Genomic DNA, 18,413 nt, shown 5'->3' with positions numbered 1-18,413 from the left:
CCACCGCCGGAACCCCTAGTGGCTCACCGCCTTCTCGGCGCCGATGCCGGTGAGCGAGCGCACCTCCATCTCGGACTGCTTCTTCGGGTCCTCGACCGTCTTGTCGAGCACGCTCACGATCCAGCCCAGGAGGAAGGCCAGCGGGATCGAGACGATGCCCGGGTTCGACAGCGGGAACCAGGCGAAGTCGATGGCCTCGGTCTTCAGCATCGACGTCTCGGAGCCCGAGACGACCGGCGAGAAGACGATGAGCACGATCGCCGAGATGAGCCCGCCGTACATGCTCCACAGGGCGCCCTTCGTGGTGAAGCGCTTCCAGAACAGCGAGTACACGATGGTCGGCAGGTTGGCGGATGCCGCGACGGCGAACGCGAGCGCCACGAGGAACGCGACGTTCTGGCCGTTCGCCCCGATCCCGCCGATGATCGCGACGATGCCGATGATGACCACGGTGCGGCGCGCGACCTTGACCTCGGCGCCCGGCTCGGGCTTGCCCTTCTTCACGACCGACGCGTAGATGTCGTGGGCGAACGAAGCGGCCGCGGTGATCGTGAGGCCGGCGACGACCGCGAGGATCGTCGCGAACGCGATCGCCGAGATGAGCCCGAGCAGCAGCGGTCCGCCGAGCGAGAACGCGAGCAGCGGGGCCGCCGAGTTCGGTCCGCCGGGCGCCGCCGCGATGACCGCCGGACCGACGAGGGCCGCGGCGCCGTAGCCGAGCACGAGCGTGAACACGTAGAAGATGCCGATGAGCCAGATCGCCCAGACGACCGACTTGCGCGCCTCCTTCGCCGTGGGCACCGTGTAGAACCGCATGAGCACGTGCGGGAGGGCCGCCGTGCCGAGCACGAGGGCGAGGCCCAGCGAGAGGAAGTCGACCTTCGTGACATCCGACACGCCGTACTTCAGGCCGGGGTCGAGGATCGCGGGGTTCTCGGCCACGGCGACCGCCTTGTCGAGCAGCGCCGAGAAGTCGAACCCGTTGAGCGCGAGCACCCACACGGTCATCACGCCGGCGCCCACGATGAGCAGCACCGCCTTGATGATCTGCACCCAGGTGGTGCCCTTCATGCCGCCGATGAGCACGTAGAGGATCATGAGCGCGCCGACCACCGTGATGACGACGGCCTGCCCGACCTGGTCCCCGATGCCGAGCAGCAGCGACACGAGGCCGCCGGCGCCCGCCATCTGGGCGAGGAGGTAGAAGAAGCAGACGACGAGCGTCGTGGTCGCCGCGGCGATGCGCACCGGACGCTGCTTGAGGCGGAACGAGAGCACGTCGGCCATCGTGAACTTGCCGGTGTTGCGCAGGAGCTCCGCGACGAGGAGCAGGGCCACGAGCCACGCGACGAGGAAGCCGATCGAGTAGAGGAACCCGTCGTAGCCCGTCATCGCGATGGCGCCGACGATGCCGAGGAACGAGGCCGCCGACAGGTAGTCGCCCGCGATGGCCGAGCCGTTCTGGCCGCCCGTGAACGAGCGTCCGGCCGCGTAGTAGTCGGCCGCGGTCTTGTTGTTCCGGCTGGCGCGGAACACGATGACCATCGTGACGGCGACGAACGCGCCGAAGATGGCGATGTTGAGCCAGGGCTCGCCGGGCGAGGTGCTCGCCGCTTCGAGGTGCAGCATCAGCGGGCCTCCTCGTTCTCGAAGACGCCGGTCTCGATCTCGTCGCGGATCTCCTCCGCGAGCGGGTCGAGGCGCTTGTTGGCGTAGTGCACGTACCACATGGTCACTGCGAAGGTCGTGACGACCTGGGCGAGGCCGAGGACCATCGCGATGTTCACGCTGCCGAACACCCGCGTCGACATGAAGTCGTGCGCGTAGCTCGCGAGCAGCACGTAGGCGAAGTACCAGGCGAGGCACGCGCCCAGGACCGGGAAGACGAAGCTCCGATGCGTGCGCCGGAGCCGTTGGAACTCGGGTGATGCTTGGACCGCGCCGTAGTCGACCTCTGCGAGGGTCGAGCTCGTGGCGCTCGGGGCGTCGTTGCCCATGGCGTCTCTCCTTCGAGGGGGGATCGGCGGGGCCGACGGCCGCGCCGCTGCGTCGAGTTCGTCCCTGAGGACCCGGCAGTGCGACCATGCTTCCGCTCGCCTCGGAGCGCTTGGGGCGGTCGCCGCTCGTCGTCGCCGAGCGGCGTCCACGGTGCGACGAACGGCGGATCGGCGACGACGAACGACGGCTACGCTGGCCTGCATGCCCGAGTCGATGCTGCTCGCCGCTGCCGCCGGCGTCGTCGCCGGGGCACTCGCGGTCGGCGTGGTCATCCTGCTCCGGCGCATCGTGGTCGCGTCGAAGGATCTCGGGACCGACGTCGAGCAGGCGACGTACCAGACGCTGCACCTCGCGAGCCGGGCGGCGAAGCACCTCCGCGGCGGCATCGCCGAGGGCGACGCCGTGCGTGCCGGACGGCACCTCCGCGCCCTGCTCGGCTGCGAGACGCTCGCGCTCGTGGGTCCGGCGGGCGACGTGACGATCGAGGGCGACGACGCCGTGCGCGCCGTCGCCGGCAGGCTCGCCGCCGAGGCGCGGGCATCCGGCCGTCCGCAGGTGCAGCGCCGCATCCGGCTCGGCGAGCGCGAGACGGATGCCGTCGCGGCTCCGATCCTCGCGGGCGGCGTGCCCGCCGGGGCGCTCGTCGCATTCGCGCCTCGCGTCCGCGCCGGGCTCGTGCGGGCCACGGGCGAGGTGGCGGACTGGGTCGCGGCCCAGGTCGAGCTGGGCGAGCTCGACGCGTCGCGCGCAGCCCTCGCCGAGGCCGAGGTGCGCGCGCTGCGGGCGCAGATCAGCCCGCACTTCATCTACAACTCGCTCAACGCGATCGCGTCCTTCATCAACACCGACCCCGCGAAGGCGCGCGAGCTCGTGCTCGAGTTCGCGGACTTCACGCGGTACTCGTTCCGACGGCACGGCGACTTCACCACGGTCGCCGAGGAACTGCGCTCGATCGACAGCTACCTGAAGCTCGAGCGCGCCCGGTTCGGCGACCGCCTGAAGGTGACGCTGCAGATCGCGCCCGAGGTGCTCTCGACCGTGGTGCCGTTCCTGTCGATCCAGCCGCTCGTCGAGAACGCGGTGCGGCACGGGCTCGAGGGCAAGGAGGGCGGCGGCCGCATCACGATCGAGGCGTCCGACCAGGGCGCGTTCGCCGAGATCAGCGTCGAGGACGACGGCGTCGGCATCGACCCCGAAGTGCTCGAGCGCGCGCTCGCGGGCGGCGCCCCGGGCCAGCACGTGGGCCTGCGCAACGTCGACGCCCGCCTCCGGCAGGTGTACGGCGACGAGCACGGGCTCGTCGTCGAGACGAACGTCGGCGCGGGCACGCTCGTGCGGATGCGCGTGCCGAAGTCGCAGCCCGGTCGGGTCGCGGCATCCGCCGGCCCCGACCGCATCGCGCCCCCGCTCTCTGAGCCCGATGGGAGACTGGAACCGTGATCTCCGTGCTCATCGCCGACGACGAGCAGCCCGCGATCGACGAGCTGGCGTTCCTGCTCGGGCAGGACCCGCGCATCGGGATCATCCACCAGGCGGCGTCAGGCGCCGAGGCGATCCGACTGCTGACGCGCGAGCCGGTCGACGCCGCGTTCCTCGACATCCACATGCCCGGGCTCAACGGCTTCGACCTCGCCCGGGCCATGCAGCGCTTCGAGCGCCGGCCCGCGCTCGTGTTCGTGACGGCCGACGAGGAGGGCGCGCTCGAGGCGTTCGACCTCGCCGCGGTCGACTACCTGCTGAAGCCCGTGCGCACCGAGCGCCTGCAGCGCTCGGTGACCCGCATCGTCGAGGCGATGAAGGCGCAGGCGACGCCGGCGACGGATGCCGCGGCATCCGCGCAGCCCGAGATGATCGCCGTCACGCTCGGCGGCACCACCCGCATGATCCGCCGCGACGAGGTGCGCTACGTGCAGGCCCAGGGCGATTACGCGCGCCTGCACACCGAGGAGGCGAGCTACCTCGTGCGCGTGCCGATGTCGGACCTCGAGCGGCAGTGGTCGGACGCTTTCGTGCGGATCCACCGTTCGTACCTCGTCGCGATCCCGCACCTCGCGCGCATCCGCCTCGGCGGCGACCATCCGAGCGTCACGGTCGGCGCGGCGGAGCTGCCCGTGAGCCGGCGCCTGCTGCCCGCGCTGCGCGAGCGGCTCGAGTCGGCGACGATCCGGCCGCGGTCATGAGCGACCGGTCGTCGAGTAGCGCCGCCGAAGGCGACACCCCCCGGTCGTCGAGTAGCGCCGCCGGAGGCGACACCCCCCGGTCGTCGAGTAGCGCCGCCGGAGGCGACGCGTATCGAGACGCGTACTCCCGGTCGTCGAGTAGCGCCGCCGGAGGCGACGCGTATCGAGACGCGAACACGGATCTCGATACGGGTGCGGCTGCGCCGCGCCCTACTCGATCACCGGCGGCAGCACCGGGTCGGGTCCGCGTGACCGCACCCCACGCCGGGTCGCACGCGGCATCCGCTCGACCCGTGCCGCACCACGGCGCCGAGGCGCCGACGAGCGACATCGCGGGGGTGTACGTGCGCTCGCTGATCCGGTCGCAGCTGCGCCTCGGGATCGTGTTCGCCGTGGGCTTCGCGGTCGCCACCGCGCTCTTCGTGCTCGCCATCGCCCTGGTGCCGCAGCTCGACGAGACGTTCGTGGTCGGCGTGCCGCTGTCATGGCTGCTGCTCGGCGCGGGCGTCTACCCGCTCGCGATCACGGTCGGCGCCCTCTACGTGCGCGCGGCCTCGCGCAACGAGGCGCGCTACCGATCGCTGACGGAGGACGAGTGAACGCCGCGATCGGCTACATCGCGATCGCCGCCGTGGCGATCGCCTCGGCACTCATCGGGTTCTACGGGCTGCGGGTGTCGCGCACGACGAGCGACTTCTACGTGGCCAGCCGCACGGTGCGCCCGTGGTGGAACGCGTCGGCGATCGGCGGGGAGTACCTGTCGGCGGCGTCGTTCCTCGGCATCGCCGGGCTCATCCTGCTCACGGGATCGGCGGCGCTCTGGTTCCCGATCGGCTACACGGCGGGGTACCTCATGCTGCTGCTCTTCGTCGCGGCCCCGCTGCGGCGCTCGGGCGCGTACACGATCCCCGACTTCACCGAGGCGCGACTGGAGTCGGTCTGGGCACGGCGGGTCACGAGCACGCTCGTCATCGTCATCGGCTGGTTCTACATCGTGCCGCAGCTGCAGGGCGCGGCCCTCACCGTTCGGATCACGACGGGCCTGCCCGCGTGGGCGGGGTCGCTCGCGGTCGCGGTCATCGTCGCCGTCGTCGTCGCGGCGGGCGGCATGCGGTCGATCACGTTCGTGCAGGCGTTCCAGTTCTGGCTGAAGCTCACGGCGCTCGCGGTCCCGGTCGTCGCGCTGCTCCTGCTGGTCGGCGACGTGCAGCCCGCGCTGCCGCCGATCGAGGCCTTCCCGCCGAGTGCCGGACCGGGCGACCTCGAGGTGTACCGCACGGTGTCGCTCATGGTCGCCCTGCTGCTCGGCACCCTCGGGCTCCCCCACGTGCTCGTCCGCTTCTACACGAACCCCGACGGCGTCGCCGCCCGGCGCACGACGGTCATCGTGCTCGTGCTGCTCTCGGTGTTCTACCTGTTCCCCACCGCGTTCGGGTTCCTCGGCCGGGCGTTCGCCCCCGACCTCGCCGCCTCGGGCGACGCGGACGCGCTCATCCTGCTGCTTCCCGACCGTCTCGTCCCGGGGCCGCTCGGCGACGTGCTCACCGCCCTCGTCATCGCGGGCGCGTTCGCGGCGTTCCTCTCGACGTCGTCGGGCCTGGTCGTGTCGCTCGCGGGCGTGATCAGCCAGGACCTGCTCGGCGGCAGCGTGCGCGGCTTCCGCATCGCCGCGGTGCTGTCGACGTTCGTACCGCTCGTCGTCGCGCTCGCGACCGAGCCGGCGGGGCTCGCCGGCAGCGTGGGCCTCGTCTTCGCGTTCACCGCCTCGACGCTCTGCCCCGTGCTCCTGCTCGGCATCTGGTGGCGCGGGCTCACGGCGCGCGGCGCGATCGCCGGCATGCTCACCGGCGCCGTGCTCTCGGGCGTCGCGATCCTCGGCGGCGCGGCCGTCTCGTCGTGGCTGCCCGCGCTGCGCCCGTTCCTCGAGCAGCCCGCCGCCTGGACGGTGCCGATCGCGGTGCTCGTGACGGTGCTCGTCTCGCGCGGCGACCGCCGCGGCATCCCGCGCGGCACCGACCGGTTCCTCACCCGCCTGCACGTGCCCGAGCCGGCGGGGCACCACCGCCGCGAGGGCTGAGCGCCGAGCCCGCAGTCGACGGATGCCGCGCGCCGACGGATGCCGCGCGCTCGCGCCACGCCGTCGCCGCCGACTCAGGCGCCGAGTCGCACCGGCTCGTCACCCCACGCCGCGAGCCGTGCCTCGAGTCCCGCCCGTACCGCGGGCCAGTCATCGATGGTCACGGAGTACACGGCGGAGTCGCGCCACGACCCGTCGGCGCGCGGCTTGTGCCGTCGCGCGATGCCCTCGAACTGCGCGCCGAGCTTGAGGATCGCCGCCCGCGACCGGTCGTTCAGCGCGTCGGCCTGCAGTTTCACGCGACCGAACCCATGGTCGAACGCGAGCCCGAGCAGCAACAGCTTCGCTTCGGGGTTCACGGCCGTACCCCAGACGCGTGGATCGTGGGCGGTCCAGCCGATGTGCGCCGACTCGCTGCCGAGGTCGAGGTCGCCGAGTTTCGTCGCGCCCACGATCGCGCCGTGATCGGGGCCGCCCTCGAGGCGCACGGTGAACGGCATCGCCGCCGGGCCACTCGCGTAGTATCCGCTCGCGAACGAGGCGAACGCCTCGGCGTCGGCCGGCAGGCCCGCAGGTCCGCCGCCGTACCCGCCCGCGAACACCTCGGGCCGGCGCAGGGCGCGCTCGAGCTCAGGAATGTCGGCGTCGGAGTACGGCGTGAGGCTGATGAACCGGCCGACGAGCGGCCGGTCGGCGGGGCGGGAGGCGGTCACTCGTCGAGTCTGGCACGCCGCGCCCAGGCGGCCCGACCGCCCGAAGAGCCCCGCGCGATCGGCTCGACCCCGTGCGCAATTCAGGTGCGGAGGTGTGTCGCGGGCGCGATCCTCGGCGCGTCCGGATGACACGCCGAGCGCGCACCTGAATTGCGCACACGACGGGAACGCCCAGGGGCGCCGCCGGAGGCGCCGAGGGTTCCGGTTCCCGGGCCCGGACCCTACGATGGCGAGTGCACCGTCCGACGATGAAAGGTGGGGGACATGGGAGCGCTGGACGACCTGACCAAGAAGGCCCAGGACTTCGTGGAGGAGAACAAGGACACCATCAACGAGGCGCTGAACAGCCAGCAGGCCGAGGACATCAGCGACAAGGTCCTCGACGCCGTCTCCGACGCCGCGAAGAAGGTCACGCCCGACGAGCACGACGAGAAGGTCGACTCCGTCCGCGACAACATCGACAAGGCCATCGGCACCGAGCCCTGAGCCGAGCCGACCTCCAGGTCTTCGAGGGCGGATGCCGCGCAGTCGCGGCATCCGCCCTCGTCATGTCCGGCTAGCGGAACGCCGCCTCGGGATCGGGCACGAACCGCACGGCGTCGGGCCCGGCGGCACTGACCCGCCGGTGGTAGTCGGCGGGCGTGTACCCGGTGAACCGCTTGAAGTCGCGGATCACGTGCGACTGGTCGTAGTAGCCGCCGTCGGCGGCGAGCGAACTCCAGGGGGCGGCGCCGGCCACGGGCGTCGCGTCGATGAGCCGGTGGAACCGCACGAGCTCGGCGTAGCGCTTGGGCGTCGAGCCGGTCGCCCGGCGGAATCGGGCGACGAACGCCGGATGCCGCAGGCCGTGCTCGGTTGCGAGCGCGCCGATCCGGTGTGCGGGGTCCGCCTCGAGCCGCCCGATCGCGTCGCGCACGATCGGGTCGGCCGCGCGACCCACGGCAAGGCGGTCGCTCAGCAGCGCCTCGATCGCGTCGAGCACGTCGTCGGCCGCGGCATCCGGACCGAGCGCCGCCGGCCCCTCGAGCCACGGCTGCGACGTCACCGCGCCGGCGAGCCGTTCGGGGTCGAGCCCCAGCACGCGGAGCCCGTCGGCGCGCACGACCGCTCCCGCGTTCACGATGGCGTCGGGCGCCTCGCTCACGACGAACCGGGAGCGCATACCCGAGCAGAACGCCGGCCCGAGCGTGCGCCACGCGGCATCCGCCGACTCGAGCACCCGGTAGGGCTGGGGCGAGAGGTTCACGACGAGGTGCACGTCGGTCATCGGGAAGATGCGCTCGTAGCGGGTCGGCGCCGGCCCGCGCAAGAACCAGAGCTCGCGCACCGCCTCGGCGAGCGGGCCCCGCGCCGGGCGACCAGCGACCTCCACGCGCCACCTCCGTGAAATCCATCCAATCGGATGCCCCGTGCGGCGGTCTAGCCTCGCCGCATGACGGCGACGACGGGAGCACCATGAAGACCGCATTCACCGACGAGCAGTCGATCGCGGCTCCGGTCGACGCGGTCTGGACGCGGCTCACCGACTGGTCGGGCGCGCCCAACTGGATGCCCGGCGTCGACTCGATGCGCGCCGACGGCCCGCTCGCGGTCGGCACCGTGCTGCACTTCGTCGCGCGCGGCAAGGAGCGCACGTCGACGATCACGGCGATCGAGCCCGGTCGCGGGCTCACCATGCGCAGTGCCGTGGGCGGCGTGACCGCCGACTACGCGTACTCGATCGAGCCCGGCGCGACGGATGCCGCGGGCAGCCGCGTGCGGCTCGACGCCGCCGTGGGCACCCGCGGCCTCGTCTCGCTGTTCGCGCCCATGATCCGCGGCGCGATCGCCCGCGAGGACGGCGTGCAGCTCACCCGCCTGAAGGCGTGGGTCGAGGGCGAGTAGTACAGCTAGTCGAGCAGGTCGTGCAGCTGGACGATCTCCTCGCGGCCGGGGCCGACGCCGATCGCGGAGATGCGCGATCCGCTCATCGCCTCGAGCTCGCGCACGTACGCCTGCGCGTTCGCGGGGAGCTCCGAGAACTCGCGGGCGCCCGAGATGTCCTCCTGCCAGCCGGGGAACTCCTCGTAGACCGGCACGGCGTGGTGGAAGTCGGACTGCGACACGGGCACCTCGTCGACGCGCTGCCCGTCGACCTCGTAGGCGACCGCAACGGGGATCTTCTCGAGGCCGGTGAGCACGTCGAGCTTCGTGAGCACGAAGTCGGTGACGCCGTTGATGCGCGACGCGTACCGGGCGATGGGCGCGTCGTACCAGCCCGTGCGCCGGCGGCGCCCGGTGGTGGTGCCGAACTCGAAGCCGCGCTCGCTGAGGAACTCGCCCCACTCGTCGAACAGCTCGGTGGGGAACGGGCCGGCGCCGACGCGCGTCGTGTACGCCTTCACGACGGCGATCACGCGGTCGATGCGGTTCGGCGCGATGCCCGAACCGGTGACGGCGCCCCCGCTCGTCGCGTTCGACGACGTGACGAACGGGTAGGTGCCGTGGTCGACGTCGAGCATCGTGGCCTGGCCGCCCTCGAAGAGCACGGTCTCACCGCGCTCGAGCGCCTGGTGCAGCAGCAGCGACGTGTCGGTGACCATGGGCCGCAGGCGGTCGACGTAGCCGAGCAGCTCGTCGACGACCTCGTCGACGCCGATCGCGCGGCGGTTGTAGACCTTCACGAGCAGGTGGTTCTTCTGGTCGAGCGCCCCTTCGACCTTCTGCCGCAGGATGTTCTCGTCGAACAGGTCCTGCAGGCGCAGGCCCACGCGGTTGATCTTGTCGGCGTACGCCGGGCCGATGCCGCGACCCGTGGTGCCGATCTGGCGCTTGCCGAGGAAGCGCTCGGTGACCTTGTCGAGGGTGCGGTGGTACTGCGTGATGAGGTGCGCGTTCGCCGAGATGCGGAGCTTCGAGACATCCACGCCGCGGCTCGCGAGCCCCTCGAGCTCCTCGAAGAGCACCTCGATGTCGACGACGACGCCGTTGGCGATGACCGGCGTGACGCCCGGCGTGAGGATGCCCGACGGCAGCAGGTGGAGGGCGTACTTCTCCTCGCCCACGACCACGGTGTGCCCGGCGTTGTTGCCGCCGTTGAACTTCACGACGTAGTCGAGGCGCGAACCAAGCAGGTCCGTCGCCTTGCCCTTGCCCTCGTCGCCCCATTGCGCTCCGATGAGTACGGCTGCGGGCATGTCAGTCCTCTCCTGCCGCGTCGACGGCGGCGGTGGGTTCGGCGAGCGGCTCGCCGGTGCGTGCTTCGAACTCGGTCGCAGGCGTGATGACCGCCGCGGATGCCACGATCGGCATGAGCTGGGTGGGCGTGAACTCCGACGCGATGCGCGCCGGCGCCTCGGCGTCGGCCGAGGCGAGCTCGTCGGCGAGGCGCCCGGCGTGGTCGTCGAGCCCGAGCGCGAGCGCGGCCCGGCGCTGCGCGTCGAGCGCTCGGAGGTAGGCGCGGTTCGGCTCGATGCGCCACGGCACGGCGTTCCCGGGCCGCCAGCCGGATGCCGCGAGCTGCTCGCGCGCGAGGTCGACGGCGACGGCCGCGTAGGCGAACGCCTCGATGGAGTGGCCTTCCGAGTCGGCCAGGTCGGCCAGTTCGGCCCAAGCGAGCGGTGACGACGGATGCCCCGCCACGACGGACGCGACGGAAGCACGATCGGCCTCGGCGAGCGCCTGCCGCACCTCGGGCTCGTCGGCGAGCGACGCCTCGCCCTCGGGTGCTGATTCGTCTGGGGTCACACTCGAGTGTATCGCGGGGCCTTTTCGCGGCCCGGGGGCGCGCGGACACGCCCCGACACACGCGACGAGGGGCCGGACCGTGCGGTCCGACCCCTCGCGCTGCGGCTCAGCGGATCACTGCACCGCGTTGAGCGCGTTGACGTTGCCCGCGCCGTAGAACCCGTTGCGCTGGCCGCCCGTGCACGTGGCGGGGTAGCCGGGACGGGGCTCGAACACACCGGGCGGGCAGGCGATCGGCGTCGCCGTGCGCTCGAGGAACGAGGCCAACTGACCGGGGTTCATGCCCGGGTGCGCCGACAGCGCGAGCGCCGCGACGCCGGCCGCGTGCGGTCCGGCCATCGACGTGCCCTGCGACCAGCCGTAGCCGCCGCCGGGGATGGTCGAGAGGACGGCGTCGGTGATGGTGGACGATGCGCCGCCAGTGCGGAAGCGCGTGTCACCGCCGGGAGCCGTCACGTCGACGACGCCCTGGCCGTACGACGAGTAGTAGCTCTTCTGCTCGTTCGGGCCGACGGCCGACACGGTCACGACGCCGGGCGCCTCGGCCGGGAGGTCGCGGCACGCGCCGTTGATGGTGCGGTCCTCGACGGGGTAGCTGCCGTCGTTCGGGCTGCTCGAGTCGGTGAACTTGTGCTGCAGGTCGACGTTGCTGTTGCCCGCCGAGGCGACCGTCAGGGTGCCCTGCGCCGACGAGTAGCGCAGCGCGCGCTGCACGGCCTGCCACACCGGACGCTGGCGCGGGTCGTTCACGCAGTTGAACTCCCACGGGTCGATGAAGTAGCTGTTGTTCGTGATCGGCATGCCGTGGTCGGCGGCCCAGAGGTACCCGCAGATCGCGGCCTCGGGGTAGATGAAGCCGTCGTCGTTGACGACCTTCACCGACGCCACCTTCACGCCGGGCGCGACACCGGCGATGCCGATGCCGTTGATCGCGGCGGCGATGGTGCCCGCCACGTGGGTGCCGTGCGACGAGGTCGTCGGGCTCCACGCGGCCTGGCTCGTGTCGACGACGCCGCCGATGCACGAGGCGCTCTGGTCCTTCGCGACCTGGGTCGCGAGGTCGGGGTGGGTGGCGTCGATGCCCGAGTCGAGCACGCCGACGACGACCGAGGGGTCACCCGTCGTGATCGCGTGCGCGGCCGGCACGTCGATCTGCGCCATGTCCCACTGCGAGCCCCACAGCGGCTCGGCGGTCGGATCGCCCGACGCGTCGACGGCCGCGGTGCCGGACGCCTCGACGATGTCGTCGTCGATCAGCGTCGTGCCGAGCCCGTTCGTCGAGGCGACGGCGTCGACGCCGGCACCCGCGACCGAGGTCTGGAACGACGCGTTGGTCGAGCGCGCCACGAGCACGCCGATCTGGTCGTAGGCGGCGACAACGGTGCCGCCCGCCGCGGCGACGCGCGCCGCGGCCTTGGCCGTGCTCTTGCCCTGCGGCGCGAGCACGAGGTACGTGGTGTCGGGTCCGGCTGCGGCGGCCGGGACGGCCGCGGTGCCGATGAGCCCGACGGCGAGGGCGGCGGCACATGCCACGCCGATCACCTTGCGGTTCTTCATCCAGTTCTCCGTTCAATGCGAAAAGCGCCGCCGCCCTGTTGGGCGACGGCCCGGCTCGTCCAGTGGATGCGACGCGCGACGGCATCTTTGGAGCCGCGCGACCGGTGGCGCGAGTCTAGGGGATACCGACCCCCGGGCGGGGGCCATTGACACCGGCCCGCGTCGTCGTGCGATGATCCGCGCAAGTAGGCTGGAGGCCATGTCCAAAGTCCTCACGAGCCTCCCCGCCGGCGAGCGCGTCGGCATCGCGTTCTCGGGAGGCCTCGACACCTCCGTGGCGGTCGCCTGGATGCGCGAGAAGGGTGCGATCCCCTGCACCTACACCGCCGACCTCGGCCAGCCCGACGAGCCCGACGTCGAGGCCGTGCCCGGTCGCGCGCTCGAGTACGGGGCCGAGATCAGCCGTCTCGTCGACGTGAAGACCGCGCTCGTCGAGGAGGGCCTGGTCGCGCTGCAGTGCGGCGCGTTCCACATCCGCTCGGGCGGCAAGACGTACTTCAACACCACGCCGCTCGGCCGTGCGGTCACCGGCACGCTGCTCGTGCGCGCCATGATGGAGGACGGCGTCGACATCTGGGGCGACGGCTCGACCTACAAGGGCAACGACATCGAGCGGTTCTACCGCTACGGCCTCATGGCCAACCCGCGACTGCGCATCTACAAGCCGTGGCTCGACCAGACGTTCGTCACCGAGCTCGGCGGCCGTGCCGAGATGAGCGAGTGGATGCAGCAGCGCGACCTGCCCTACCGCACCTCCGGCGAGAAGGCGTACTCCACCGACGCGAACATCTGGGGCGCGACGCACGAGGCGAAGAAGCTCGAGGACCTCGACGCCGGCATCACCATCGTCGAGCCGATCATGGGCGTCCGCTTCTGGGACGACGCGCTCGTGGTCGACGCCGAGGACGTCACCGTTCGCTACGAGCAGGGCCGCCCGGTCGCGCTCAACGGCGTCGAGTTCGACGACCCGGTGGAGCTCGTGCTCGAGGCGAACCGCATCGGCGGCCGGCACGGCCTCGGCATGAGCGACCAGATCGAGAACCGCATCATCGAGGCGAAGTCGCGCGGCATCTACGAGGCGCCGGGCATGGCGCTGCTGCACATCACCTACGAGCGCCTGCTCAACGCGATCCACAACGAGGACACGATCGCGAACTACCACCAGGAGGGCCGCCGCCTCGGCCGCCTGATGTACGAGGGCCGGTGGCTCGACCCGCAGTCGCTCATGCTGCGCGAGTCGATCCAGCGCTGGGTGGGCTCGGCCGTGACCGGCGAGGTCACGCTGCGCCTGCGTCGCGGCGACGACTACACGATCCTGAACACCGAGGGTCCGGCGCTGAGCTACCACCCCGACAAGCTCTCCATGGAGCGCGTCGGCGACCAGGCGTTCGGCCCCGAGGACCGCATCGGCCAGCTCACCATGCGCAACCTCGACATCGCCGACTCGCGCGCACGCCTCGAGCAGTACGCGCAGCTCGGCGTCGTGGGCGGCGCGACCGCGCAACTGGTGGGCGAGATCGCCTCGGGCCAGGCCGCGCAGATCGCCGCGGGCGAGGCCGAGACCGAGCTCGAGGCCGCGACGGATGCCGCGAACGAGGCCGCGGCGTTCGACCTCGGTACCGACTGACCGTCGCCCGCGTACTGCGACGGCGGTAGGCGGAGTTACCTCTCCGGGTGGACGCGCTGCGCGTCGGCGCCGACGAGACTCGATGACGGTGCGCGACGCGCGCGCCGAACCCGAGAGGACTCGACATGGCGACCCCCATCCTGCAGGTCGACGGCCTGCACAAGACGTACGGGCGAGGCGCGACGCGCTTCGACGCGCTCAAGGGGGTGAGCTTCGAGGTGCGCGAGGGCGAGTCCCTCGCGATCGTCGGCAAGTCGGGATCCGGCAAGTCGACGCTGATGCACCTGCTCGCGCTCCTCGACCAGCCGACGTCGGGCACGGTCCGCCTCGCCGGGCGTGATGCGGGCACGCTCCATGGCCGGGAGCTCAATCGCGCCCGCAACCGCACGTTCGGCTTCGTGTTCCAGCAGTTCTTCCTCACGCCGAACGCGACCGTGCTCGAGAACGTCATCCTGCCGCTCAAGATCGCCGGCGTCGGCCGTGCCGAGCGCCGCCGCCGGGGTCTTGCCGCCCTGGCACAGCTCGAGCTCGAGGACAAGGCCCGCAACCGCGCCTCCGACCTCTCGGGCGGGCAGAAGCAGCGCGTCGTCATCGCCCGGGCGCTCGTGAACTCGCCGCAGGTGATCTTCGCCGACGAGCCGACGGGCAACCTCGACTCGGCGACCGGCGCGGTCGTCGAGGACATCCTGTTCGACCTCAATCGCGAGCAGGCCATCACGCTCATCATCGTCACGCACGACGAGGAGCTCGCCGCACGCTGCGACCGGCGGATCCACATGCGCGACGGCCTTCTCGTCGAGGCATCCGTCGACGCTGAGGAGGTGTTCGCCGCGTGAAGACGACCGACGTGATCGCGAGCGCGATCTCCAACACGTTCCGCTCGAAGACCCGCACGATCCTGACGATCCTCGCGATCTTCATCGGCGCGTTCACCCTCACCATCACCACCGGGCTCGGCACCGGCATCAACCGGTACATCGACCAGACGGTCGCCGAGATCGGCGCGGGCGACGTCATGACCGTGACGCACGCACCCGACGAGGACGCCGGCGACGGGCCGCAGGAGTACGTCGCCGACCAGGTGGCCCAGCAGCGCACGGCTCCGGGCCCGCCGTCGGGCCAGTCCATCGACCCGATCACCGCGTCCGACCTCGACGAGCTCGCCGCGATCGACGGCGTCGTCTCGGTCGAGCCCGTGAAGGCGATCGACGTGGACTGGATCCGGCACGGCGACGGCACGGCGTACCGCATCGACGTGGGCTCCTTCATCCCGGGCATGGAGGTGCAGCTCGCGGCCGGGGAGCAGCCCGACGCGGCATCCGATGCCCTGCAGGTGGTCGTGCCGGTGGACTACGTCGAGCCGCTCGGGTTCGACGACGACGCGGCCGCGATCGGCCAGGAGGTCGTCTTCGGACTGACCGATGGCGACGGCGCCGAGCAGACCGTGACGGCGACGATCGTCGGCGTGTCCGAGGCGGGCCTCGGCGGTGCGGGCGGCAGCGCCTCGCCCAACACGGCGCTGACCGACGCCCTCTACGCCGCCCAGGAGACCGGTGCGCCGGCCGGGCAGGCGGAGTCGTACGGGTCGGCCACCGTGCGGTTCGACCCCGCCTCGACGCCCGAGCAGGTCGAGGCGCTCCGCGCCGACCTCACGGATGCCGGGTTCCAGGCGACGACCGTCGACGACACGCTCGGCGCGTTCAAGACGGTCATCGACGGCATCGTGCTCGTGCTGAACGCGTTCGCGATCATCGCGCTGCTCGCGGCCAGCTTCGGCATCGTGAACACGCTCTTCATGTCGGTGCAGGAGCGCACGCGCGAGATCGGCCTCATGAAGGCGATGGGCATGGGCAGCGGACGCGTGTTCGGGCTGTTCAGCTCGGAGGCGACGTACATCGGCCTGCTCGGCAGCCTCGTCGGCATCGGCGTCGGGATGCTCGCGGGCACCGTCGTGGGCGGCGCGCTGTCGTCGACGCTGCTCGCCGACCTGCCCGGACTCACGCTCATCGCGTTCGACCCCATGTCGATCCTGACGATCGTGCTGCTCGTGATGGGCATCGCGTTCGTCGCCGGCTCGCTGCCCGCCGCTCGCGCGGCACGGTTGAACCCGATCGACGCGCTCCGGTACGAATGACCTGTTCCGCTGGGTGAGGAGTCCGCGCAGCGGGCGTCTCGAAACCGTCTTCGCGGGCGGGTTTCGCGACGGCCCTGCGGGCCTCCTCAACCCGCGGACGTGGGCCTCCCCAGCGCGGAGGCCCCGTGCCATACTCAGTCAACTGCTCCGCGACCGTACTGGGGAGGACGCGATGACTGCTGGTGGACCCTTCGTGTCGGGAGCCGGGCGTTGAGCGCCGAGCTGGCGAACCTCATCGGCGGCATCCTGATCCTCGCCGACCTCGCCATCCGCATCGCCGCGCTCATCATCATCCCGCGCGATCGCAAGCCCACCGCGGCCATGGCGTGGCTGCTCGCGATCTTCCTGATCCCGTTCGTCGGCATCATCCTGTTCCTCATCATCGGCAACGTGAAGCTGCCGAAGAAGCGGATGGAGCGGCAGAAGGAGATCAACGCGATCATCGAGCAGCGCGCCGAGGGCGTCGACCTCGACACCGACCCCGCATCATGGCCCTCGTGGTTCCGCACGATCACGGAGCAGAACCGCCGACTCGGAGCGCTGCCCGCGACCGGCGGCAATCGCGCCGAGCTCATCGGCGACTACCAGGCGTCGATCGATCGGATGGCCGCCGACCTGGACCTCGCCGAGCGGTTCGTGCACGTCGAGTTCTTCATCGTCGCCTTCGACGACACCACGCGCGGGTTCTTCGCCGCGATGGAGCGGGCGGTGCAGCGCGGCGTGACCGTGCGGCTCCTGATGGACCACATCGCCTCGGCGAAGGTCCCGATCCACAAGGAGACGGTCGCCGAGCTCGACCGGATCGGCGTGATCTGGCGGTACCTGCTGCCGGTGCAGCCGTTCAAGGGCCACTACCAGCGGCCCGACCTGCGCAACCACCGCAAGCTCGTCGTGGTCGACGGCCGCATCGCCTACACCGGCTCGCAGAACCTCATCGACCGCAGCTACGACTCCCCGAAGAACCAGAAGCGCGGACTCAAGTGGCAGGAGCTCGTGACCCGCGTCACCGGCAGCTCCGTGACCGCGATCAATGCGGTCTTCCTGTCGGACTGGTACGCCGAGACCGACGAGATCCTCCTCGCCGACGAGCACGTTCCCGCGGCCGACGTGCCCGACGACCCCGCGCCCGACGCGCTCGTCTGCCAAGTCGTGCCGAGCGGACCCGCCTACGAGCTGGAGAACAACCTGCGCCTGTTCCTCGGCCTGGTCAACGCTGCGCAGGAGCAGGTGATCATCACCAGCCCGTACTTCGTGCCCGACGAGGCGATGATGTACGCGATCACCTCGGCGCGGCTGCGCGGGCTCGAGGTGCAGCTGTTCGTGTCGGAGATCGGCGACCAGGGCTCGGTGTGGCACGCGCAGCGCTCCTACTACGGGGCGCTGCTGCGCGCGGGCGTTCGGATCTTCCTCTACCCGGGGCCGTACATCCTGCACGCCAAGCACCTCTCGATCGACGACGACGTCGCGGTGATCGGCTCGAGCAACATGGACATCCGCTCGTTCAACCTCAACTTCGAGATCTCGCTGCTCGTGCGCGGGCGCTCGTTCGTGGCCGACATGCGCCAGGTCGAGGCCGAGTACCGGACCCTGGGCCGCGAGCTCACGCTCGATGAGTGGGAGCGCGAACCTGCGACGGCGACGTTCCTCGACGGCGTCGCGCGCCTCACGTCGGCGCTGCAGTAGGACCCGGCTCGAGGCGGACCACGGATGCTCCAGGCGATCGGCCACATCCTCCCGATATCGATCGCGGTCGCCGTCAGTTCGGTGCCGATCATGGCGACGATCCTGATCCTGCTCTCGGAGAACCGGTCGCGGTCGGCGCTGCCCTTCCTCATCGGCTTCGTCCTGGGACTCGCGCTCGTCGTCACGCTGTGCACGCTCTTCGCGCAGGCGATCCCGTCGCCGCGATCGAGTCGGCGCCCCGACACCGCCGTCGGCTACAGCGAGATCCTGGTCGGGCTGGCGCTCGTCGTGATCGCAGTCGTCGCGTGGGTGCGAGCCAGGCGGAACCCGTCCACGGCGATGCCCAAGTGGCTCGACGGAGTGGCCCGGCTCGGCCCCTGGTCGTCGTTCGGCCTCGCGCTCCTGCTCAACGTGCGCCCGAAGGCCCTGCTGCTCGCGATCGCCGCCGGCCTCGCCCTGCGCGGCGACGGGGTGTCGACGACGCAGTCGCTCATCGTCATCGGGATCTACACGGTGATCTCCGCGTCGACGGTGGCGGTGCCGATCGTCGCGACGCTGGTCGACCATCGCCGGATGGAACCCCGGCTGCTGAGCGCCCGCGAGTGGCTCGGTCGGAACAGCGGCACGATCGGCGCGGCCATTCTCCTGCTCATCGGCGTGGTGATCATCGGCACCGGCATCGCGCGGCTGTGAGTCCGCTGCGCAAACTTGCACATCG

The 18,413-nt window shown here is 71.4% G+C and carries 18 protein-coding genes; 11 read left to right on the top strand and 7 right to left on the bottom strand.

Annotated features, from left to right (window positions below; genetic code table 11):
* Positions 1 to 15: 15 nt before the first annotated feature.
* Together ACFVN5_RS03380 and ACFVN5_RS03375 are read right to left on the bottom strand one after the other, a co-directional pair.
* Positions 16 to 1,629, bottom strand: coding sequence for a cation acetate symporter (locus ACFVN5_RS03380; protein WP_376953222.1), 1,614 nt, complete (start codon positions 1,627 to 1,629; stop codon positions 16 to 18).
* Positions 1,629 to 1,997, bottom strand: coding sequence for a DUF485 domain-containing protein (locus ACFVN5_RS03375; RefSeq protein ID WP_376953221.1), 369 nt, complete (start codon positions 1,995 to 1,997; stop codon positions 1,629 to 1,631). The genes ACFVN5_RS03380 and ACFVN5_RS03375 overlap by 1 nt, the downstream gene beginning before the upstream one ends.
* Before the next feature lie 202 nt (positions 1,998 to 2,199).
* On the opposite strand from ACFVN5_RS03375, the gene ACFVN5_RS03370 reads away from it, so the two are divergent.
* The 4 genes from ACFVN5_RS03370 to ACFVN5_RS03355 all read left to right on the top strand — a co-directional run bounded on the left by ACFVN5_RS03370 (position 2,200) and on the right by ACFVN5_RS03355 (position 6,255).
* Positions 2,200 to 3,438, top strand: coding sequence for a sensor histidine kinase (locus ACFVN5_RS03370; protein WP_376953220.1), 1,239 nt, complete (start codon positions 2,200 to 2,202; stop codon positions 3,436 to 3,438).
* Entirely contained in the window at positions 3,435 to 4,178 is a 744-nt protein-coding gene (locus ACFVN5_RS03365; protein WP_376953218.1) for a LytR/AlgR family response regulator transcription factor, read from the top strand. Before ACFVN5_RS03370 ends, ACFVN5_RS03365 begins: the two co-directional genes overlap by 4 nt.
* A gap of 248 nt (positions 4,179 to 4,426) precedes the next feature.
* The gene (locus ACFVN5_RS03360; protein ID WP_376953217.1) at positions 4,427 to 4,777 is read left to right on the top strand and encodes a hypothetical protein; all 351 of its coding nucleotides are present in this window, start codon (positions 4,427 to 4,429) and stop codon (positions 4,775 to 4,777) included.
* Entirely contained in the window at positions 4,774 to 6,255 is a 1,482-nt protein-coding gene (locus tag ACFVN5_RS03355; protein WP_376953216.1) for a cation acetate symporter, read from the top strand. The genes ACFVN5_RS03360 and ACFVN5_RS03355 overlap by 4 nt, the downstream gene beginning before the upstream one ends.
* Before the next feature lie 74 nt (positions 6,256 to 6,329).
* On the opposite strand, the gene ACFVN5_RS03350 is transcribed toward ACFVN5_RS03355, so the two are convergent.
* Positions 6,330 to 6,968 (bottom strand): GNAT family N-acetyltransferase, encoded by a 639-nt coding sequence (locus ACFVN5_RS03350; RefSeq protein ID WP_376953214.1) that lies wholly within the window; start codon positions 6,966 to 6,968, stop codon positions 6,330 to 6,332.
* A gap of 264 nt (positions 6,969 to 7,232) precedes the next feature.
* Here ACFVN5_RS03350 and ACFVN5_RS03345 point away from each other — a divergent pair, with 264 nt between their 5' ends.
* A complete protein-coding gene (locus ACFVN5_RS03345; RefSeq protein WP_376953213.1) occupies positions 7,233 to 7,454 on the top strand; it encodes an Rv0909 family putative TA system antitoxin in 222 nt (73 codons plus the stop codon).
* Between the two features lie 70 nt (positions 7,455 to 7,524).
* Here the strand turns inward: ACFVN5_RS03345 and ACFVN5_RS03340 are convergent, their stop codons facing one another.
* Positions 7,525 to 8,340 carry a helix-turn-helix domain-containing protein gene (locus tag ACFVN5_RS03340; RefSeq protein WP_376953211.1) on the bottom strand — a complete coding sequence of 272 codons (816 nt, stop codon included), beginning with the start codon at positions 8,338 to 8,340 and terminating at the stop codon, positions 7,525 to 7,527.
* 83 nt (positions 8,341 to 8,423) lie between these two features.
* On the opposite strand from ACFVN5_RS03340, the gene ACFVN5_RS03335 reads away from it, so the two are divergent.
* Complete coding sequence (locus tag ACFVN5_RS03335; RefSeq protein ID WP_376953210.1) at positions 8,424 to 8,852, top strand: SRPBCC family protein; 429 nt, start codon at positions 8,424 to 8,426, stop codon at positions 8,850 to 8,852.
* A 5-nt stretch (positions 8,853 to 8,857) separates the two neighbouring features.
* Here the strand turns inward: ACFVN5_RS03335 and ACFVN5_RS03330 are convergent, their stop codons facing one another.
* The 3 genes from ACFVN5_RS03330 to ACFVN5_RS03320 form a co-directional block, all read right to left on the bottom strand.
* A complete protein-coding gene (locus ACFVN5_RS03330) occupies positions 8,858 to 10,144 on the bottom strand; it encodes an adenylosuccinate synthase (RefSeq protein WP_376953209.1) in 1,287 nt (428 codons plus the stop codon).
* A 1-nt stretch (position 10,145) separates the two neighbouring features.
* Positions 10,146 to 10,694 (bottom strand): DUF3151 family protein, encoded by a 549-nt coding sequence (locus tag ACFVN5_RS03325; protein ID WP_376953207.1) that lies wholly within the window; start codon positions 10,692 to 10,694, stop codon positions 10,146 to 10,148.
* 114 nt (positions 10,695 to 10,808) lie between these two features.
* On the bottom strand, positions 10,809 to 12,251 hold the full coding sequence (locus ACFVN5_RS03320) for a S8 family serine peptidase (RefSeq protein WP_376953205.1): 1,443 nt from the start codon (positions 12,249 to 12,251) through the stop codon (positions 10,809 to 10,811).
* 199 nt (positions 12,252 to 12,450) lie between these two features.
* On the opposite strand from ACFVN5_RS03320, the gene argG reads away from it, so the two are divergent.
* From argG to ACFVN5_RS03295, 5 genes are all read left to right on the top strand, one after another.
* The gene (gene argG / locus ACFVN5_RS03315) at positions 12,451 to 13,878 is read left to right on the top strand and encodes an argininosuccinate synthase (protein ID WP_376953204.1); all 1,428 of its coding nucleotides are present in this window, start codon (positions 12,451 to 12,453) and stop codon (positions 13,876 to 13,878) included.
* Between the two features lie 125 nt (positions 13,879 to 14,003).
* Positions 14,004 to 14,714: an ABC transporter ATP-binding protein gene (locus tag ACFVN5_RS03310; protein ID WP_376953203.1), complete on the top strand. Its 711-nt coding sequence runs from the start codon at positions 14,004 to 14,006 to the stop codon at positions 14,712 to 14,714.
* Positions 14,711 to 16,012, top strand: coding sequence for an ABC transporter permease (locus ACFVN5_RS03305; protein ID WP_376953202.1), 1,302 nt, complete (start codon positions 14,711 to 14,713; stop codon positions 16,010 to 16,012). The genes ACFVN5_RS03310 and ACFVN5_RS03305 overlap by 4 nt, the downstream gene beginning before the upstream one ends.
* A 210-nt stretch (positions 16,013 to 16,222) precedes the next feature.
* Positions 16,223 to 17,695 carry a cardiolipin synthase gene (gene cls / locus ACFVN5_RS03300; RefSeq protein ID WP_376953201.1) on the top strand — a complete coding sequence of 491 codons (1,473 nt, stop codon included), beginning with the start codon at positions 16,223 to 16,225 and terminating at the stop codon, positions 17,693 to 17,695.
* Between the two features lie 24 nt (positions 17,696 to 17,719).
* On the top strand, positions 17,720 to 18,388 hold the full coding sequence (locus ACFVN5_RS03295; RefSeq protein WP_376953200.1) for a GAP family protein: 669 nt from the start codon (positions 17,720 to 17,722) through the stop codon (positions 18,386 to 18,388).
* Positions 18,389 to 18,413: the final 25 nt, after the last annotated feature.

Origin of the sequence: Agromyces sp. NPDC057865, assembly GCF_042796995.1 — a bacterium.
Classification (GTDB): domain Bacteria; phylum Actinomycetota; class Actinomycetes; order Actinomycetales; family Microbacteriaceae; genus Agromyces.
The sequence above is the reverse complement of the archived record's forward strand: the minus strand, read 5'-3'. Positions and strand labels throughout refer to the sequence as shown.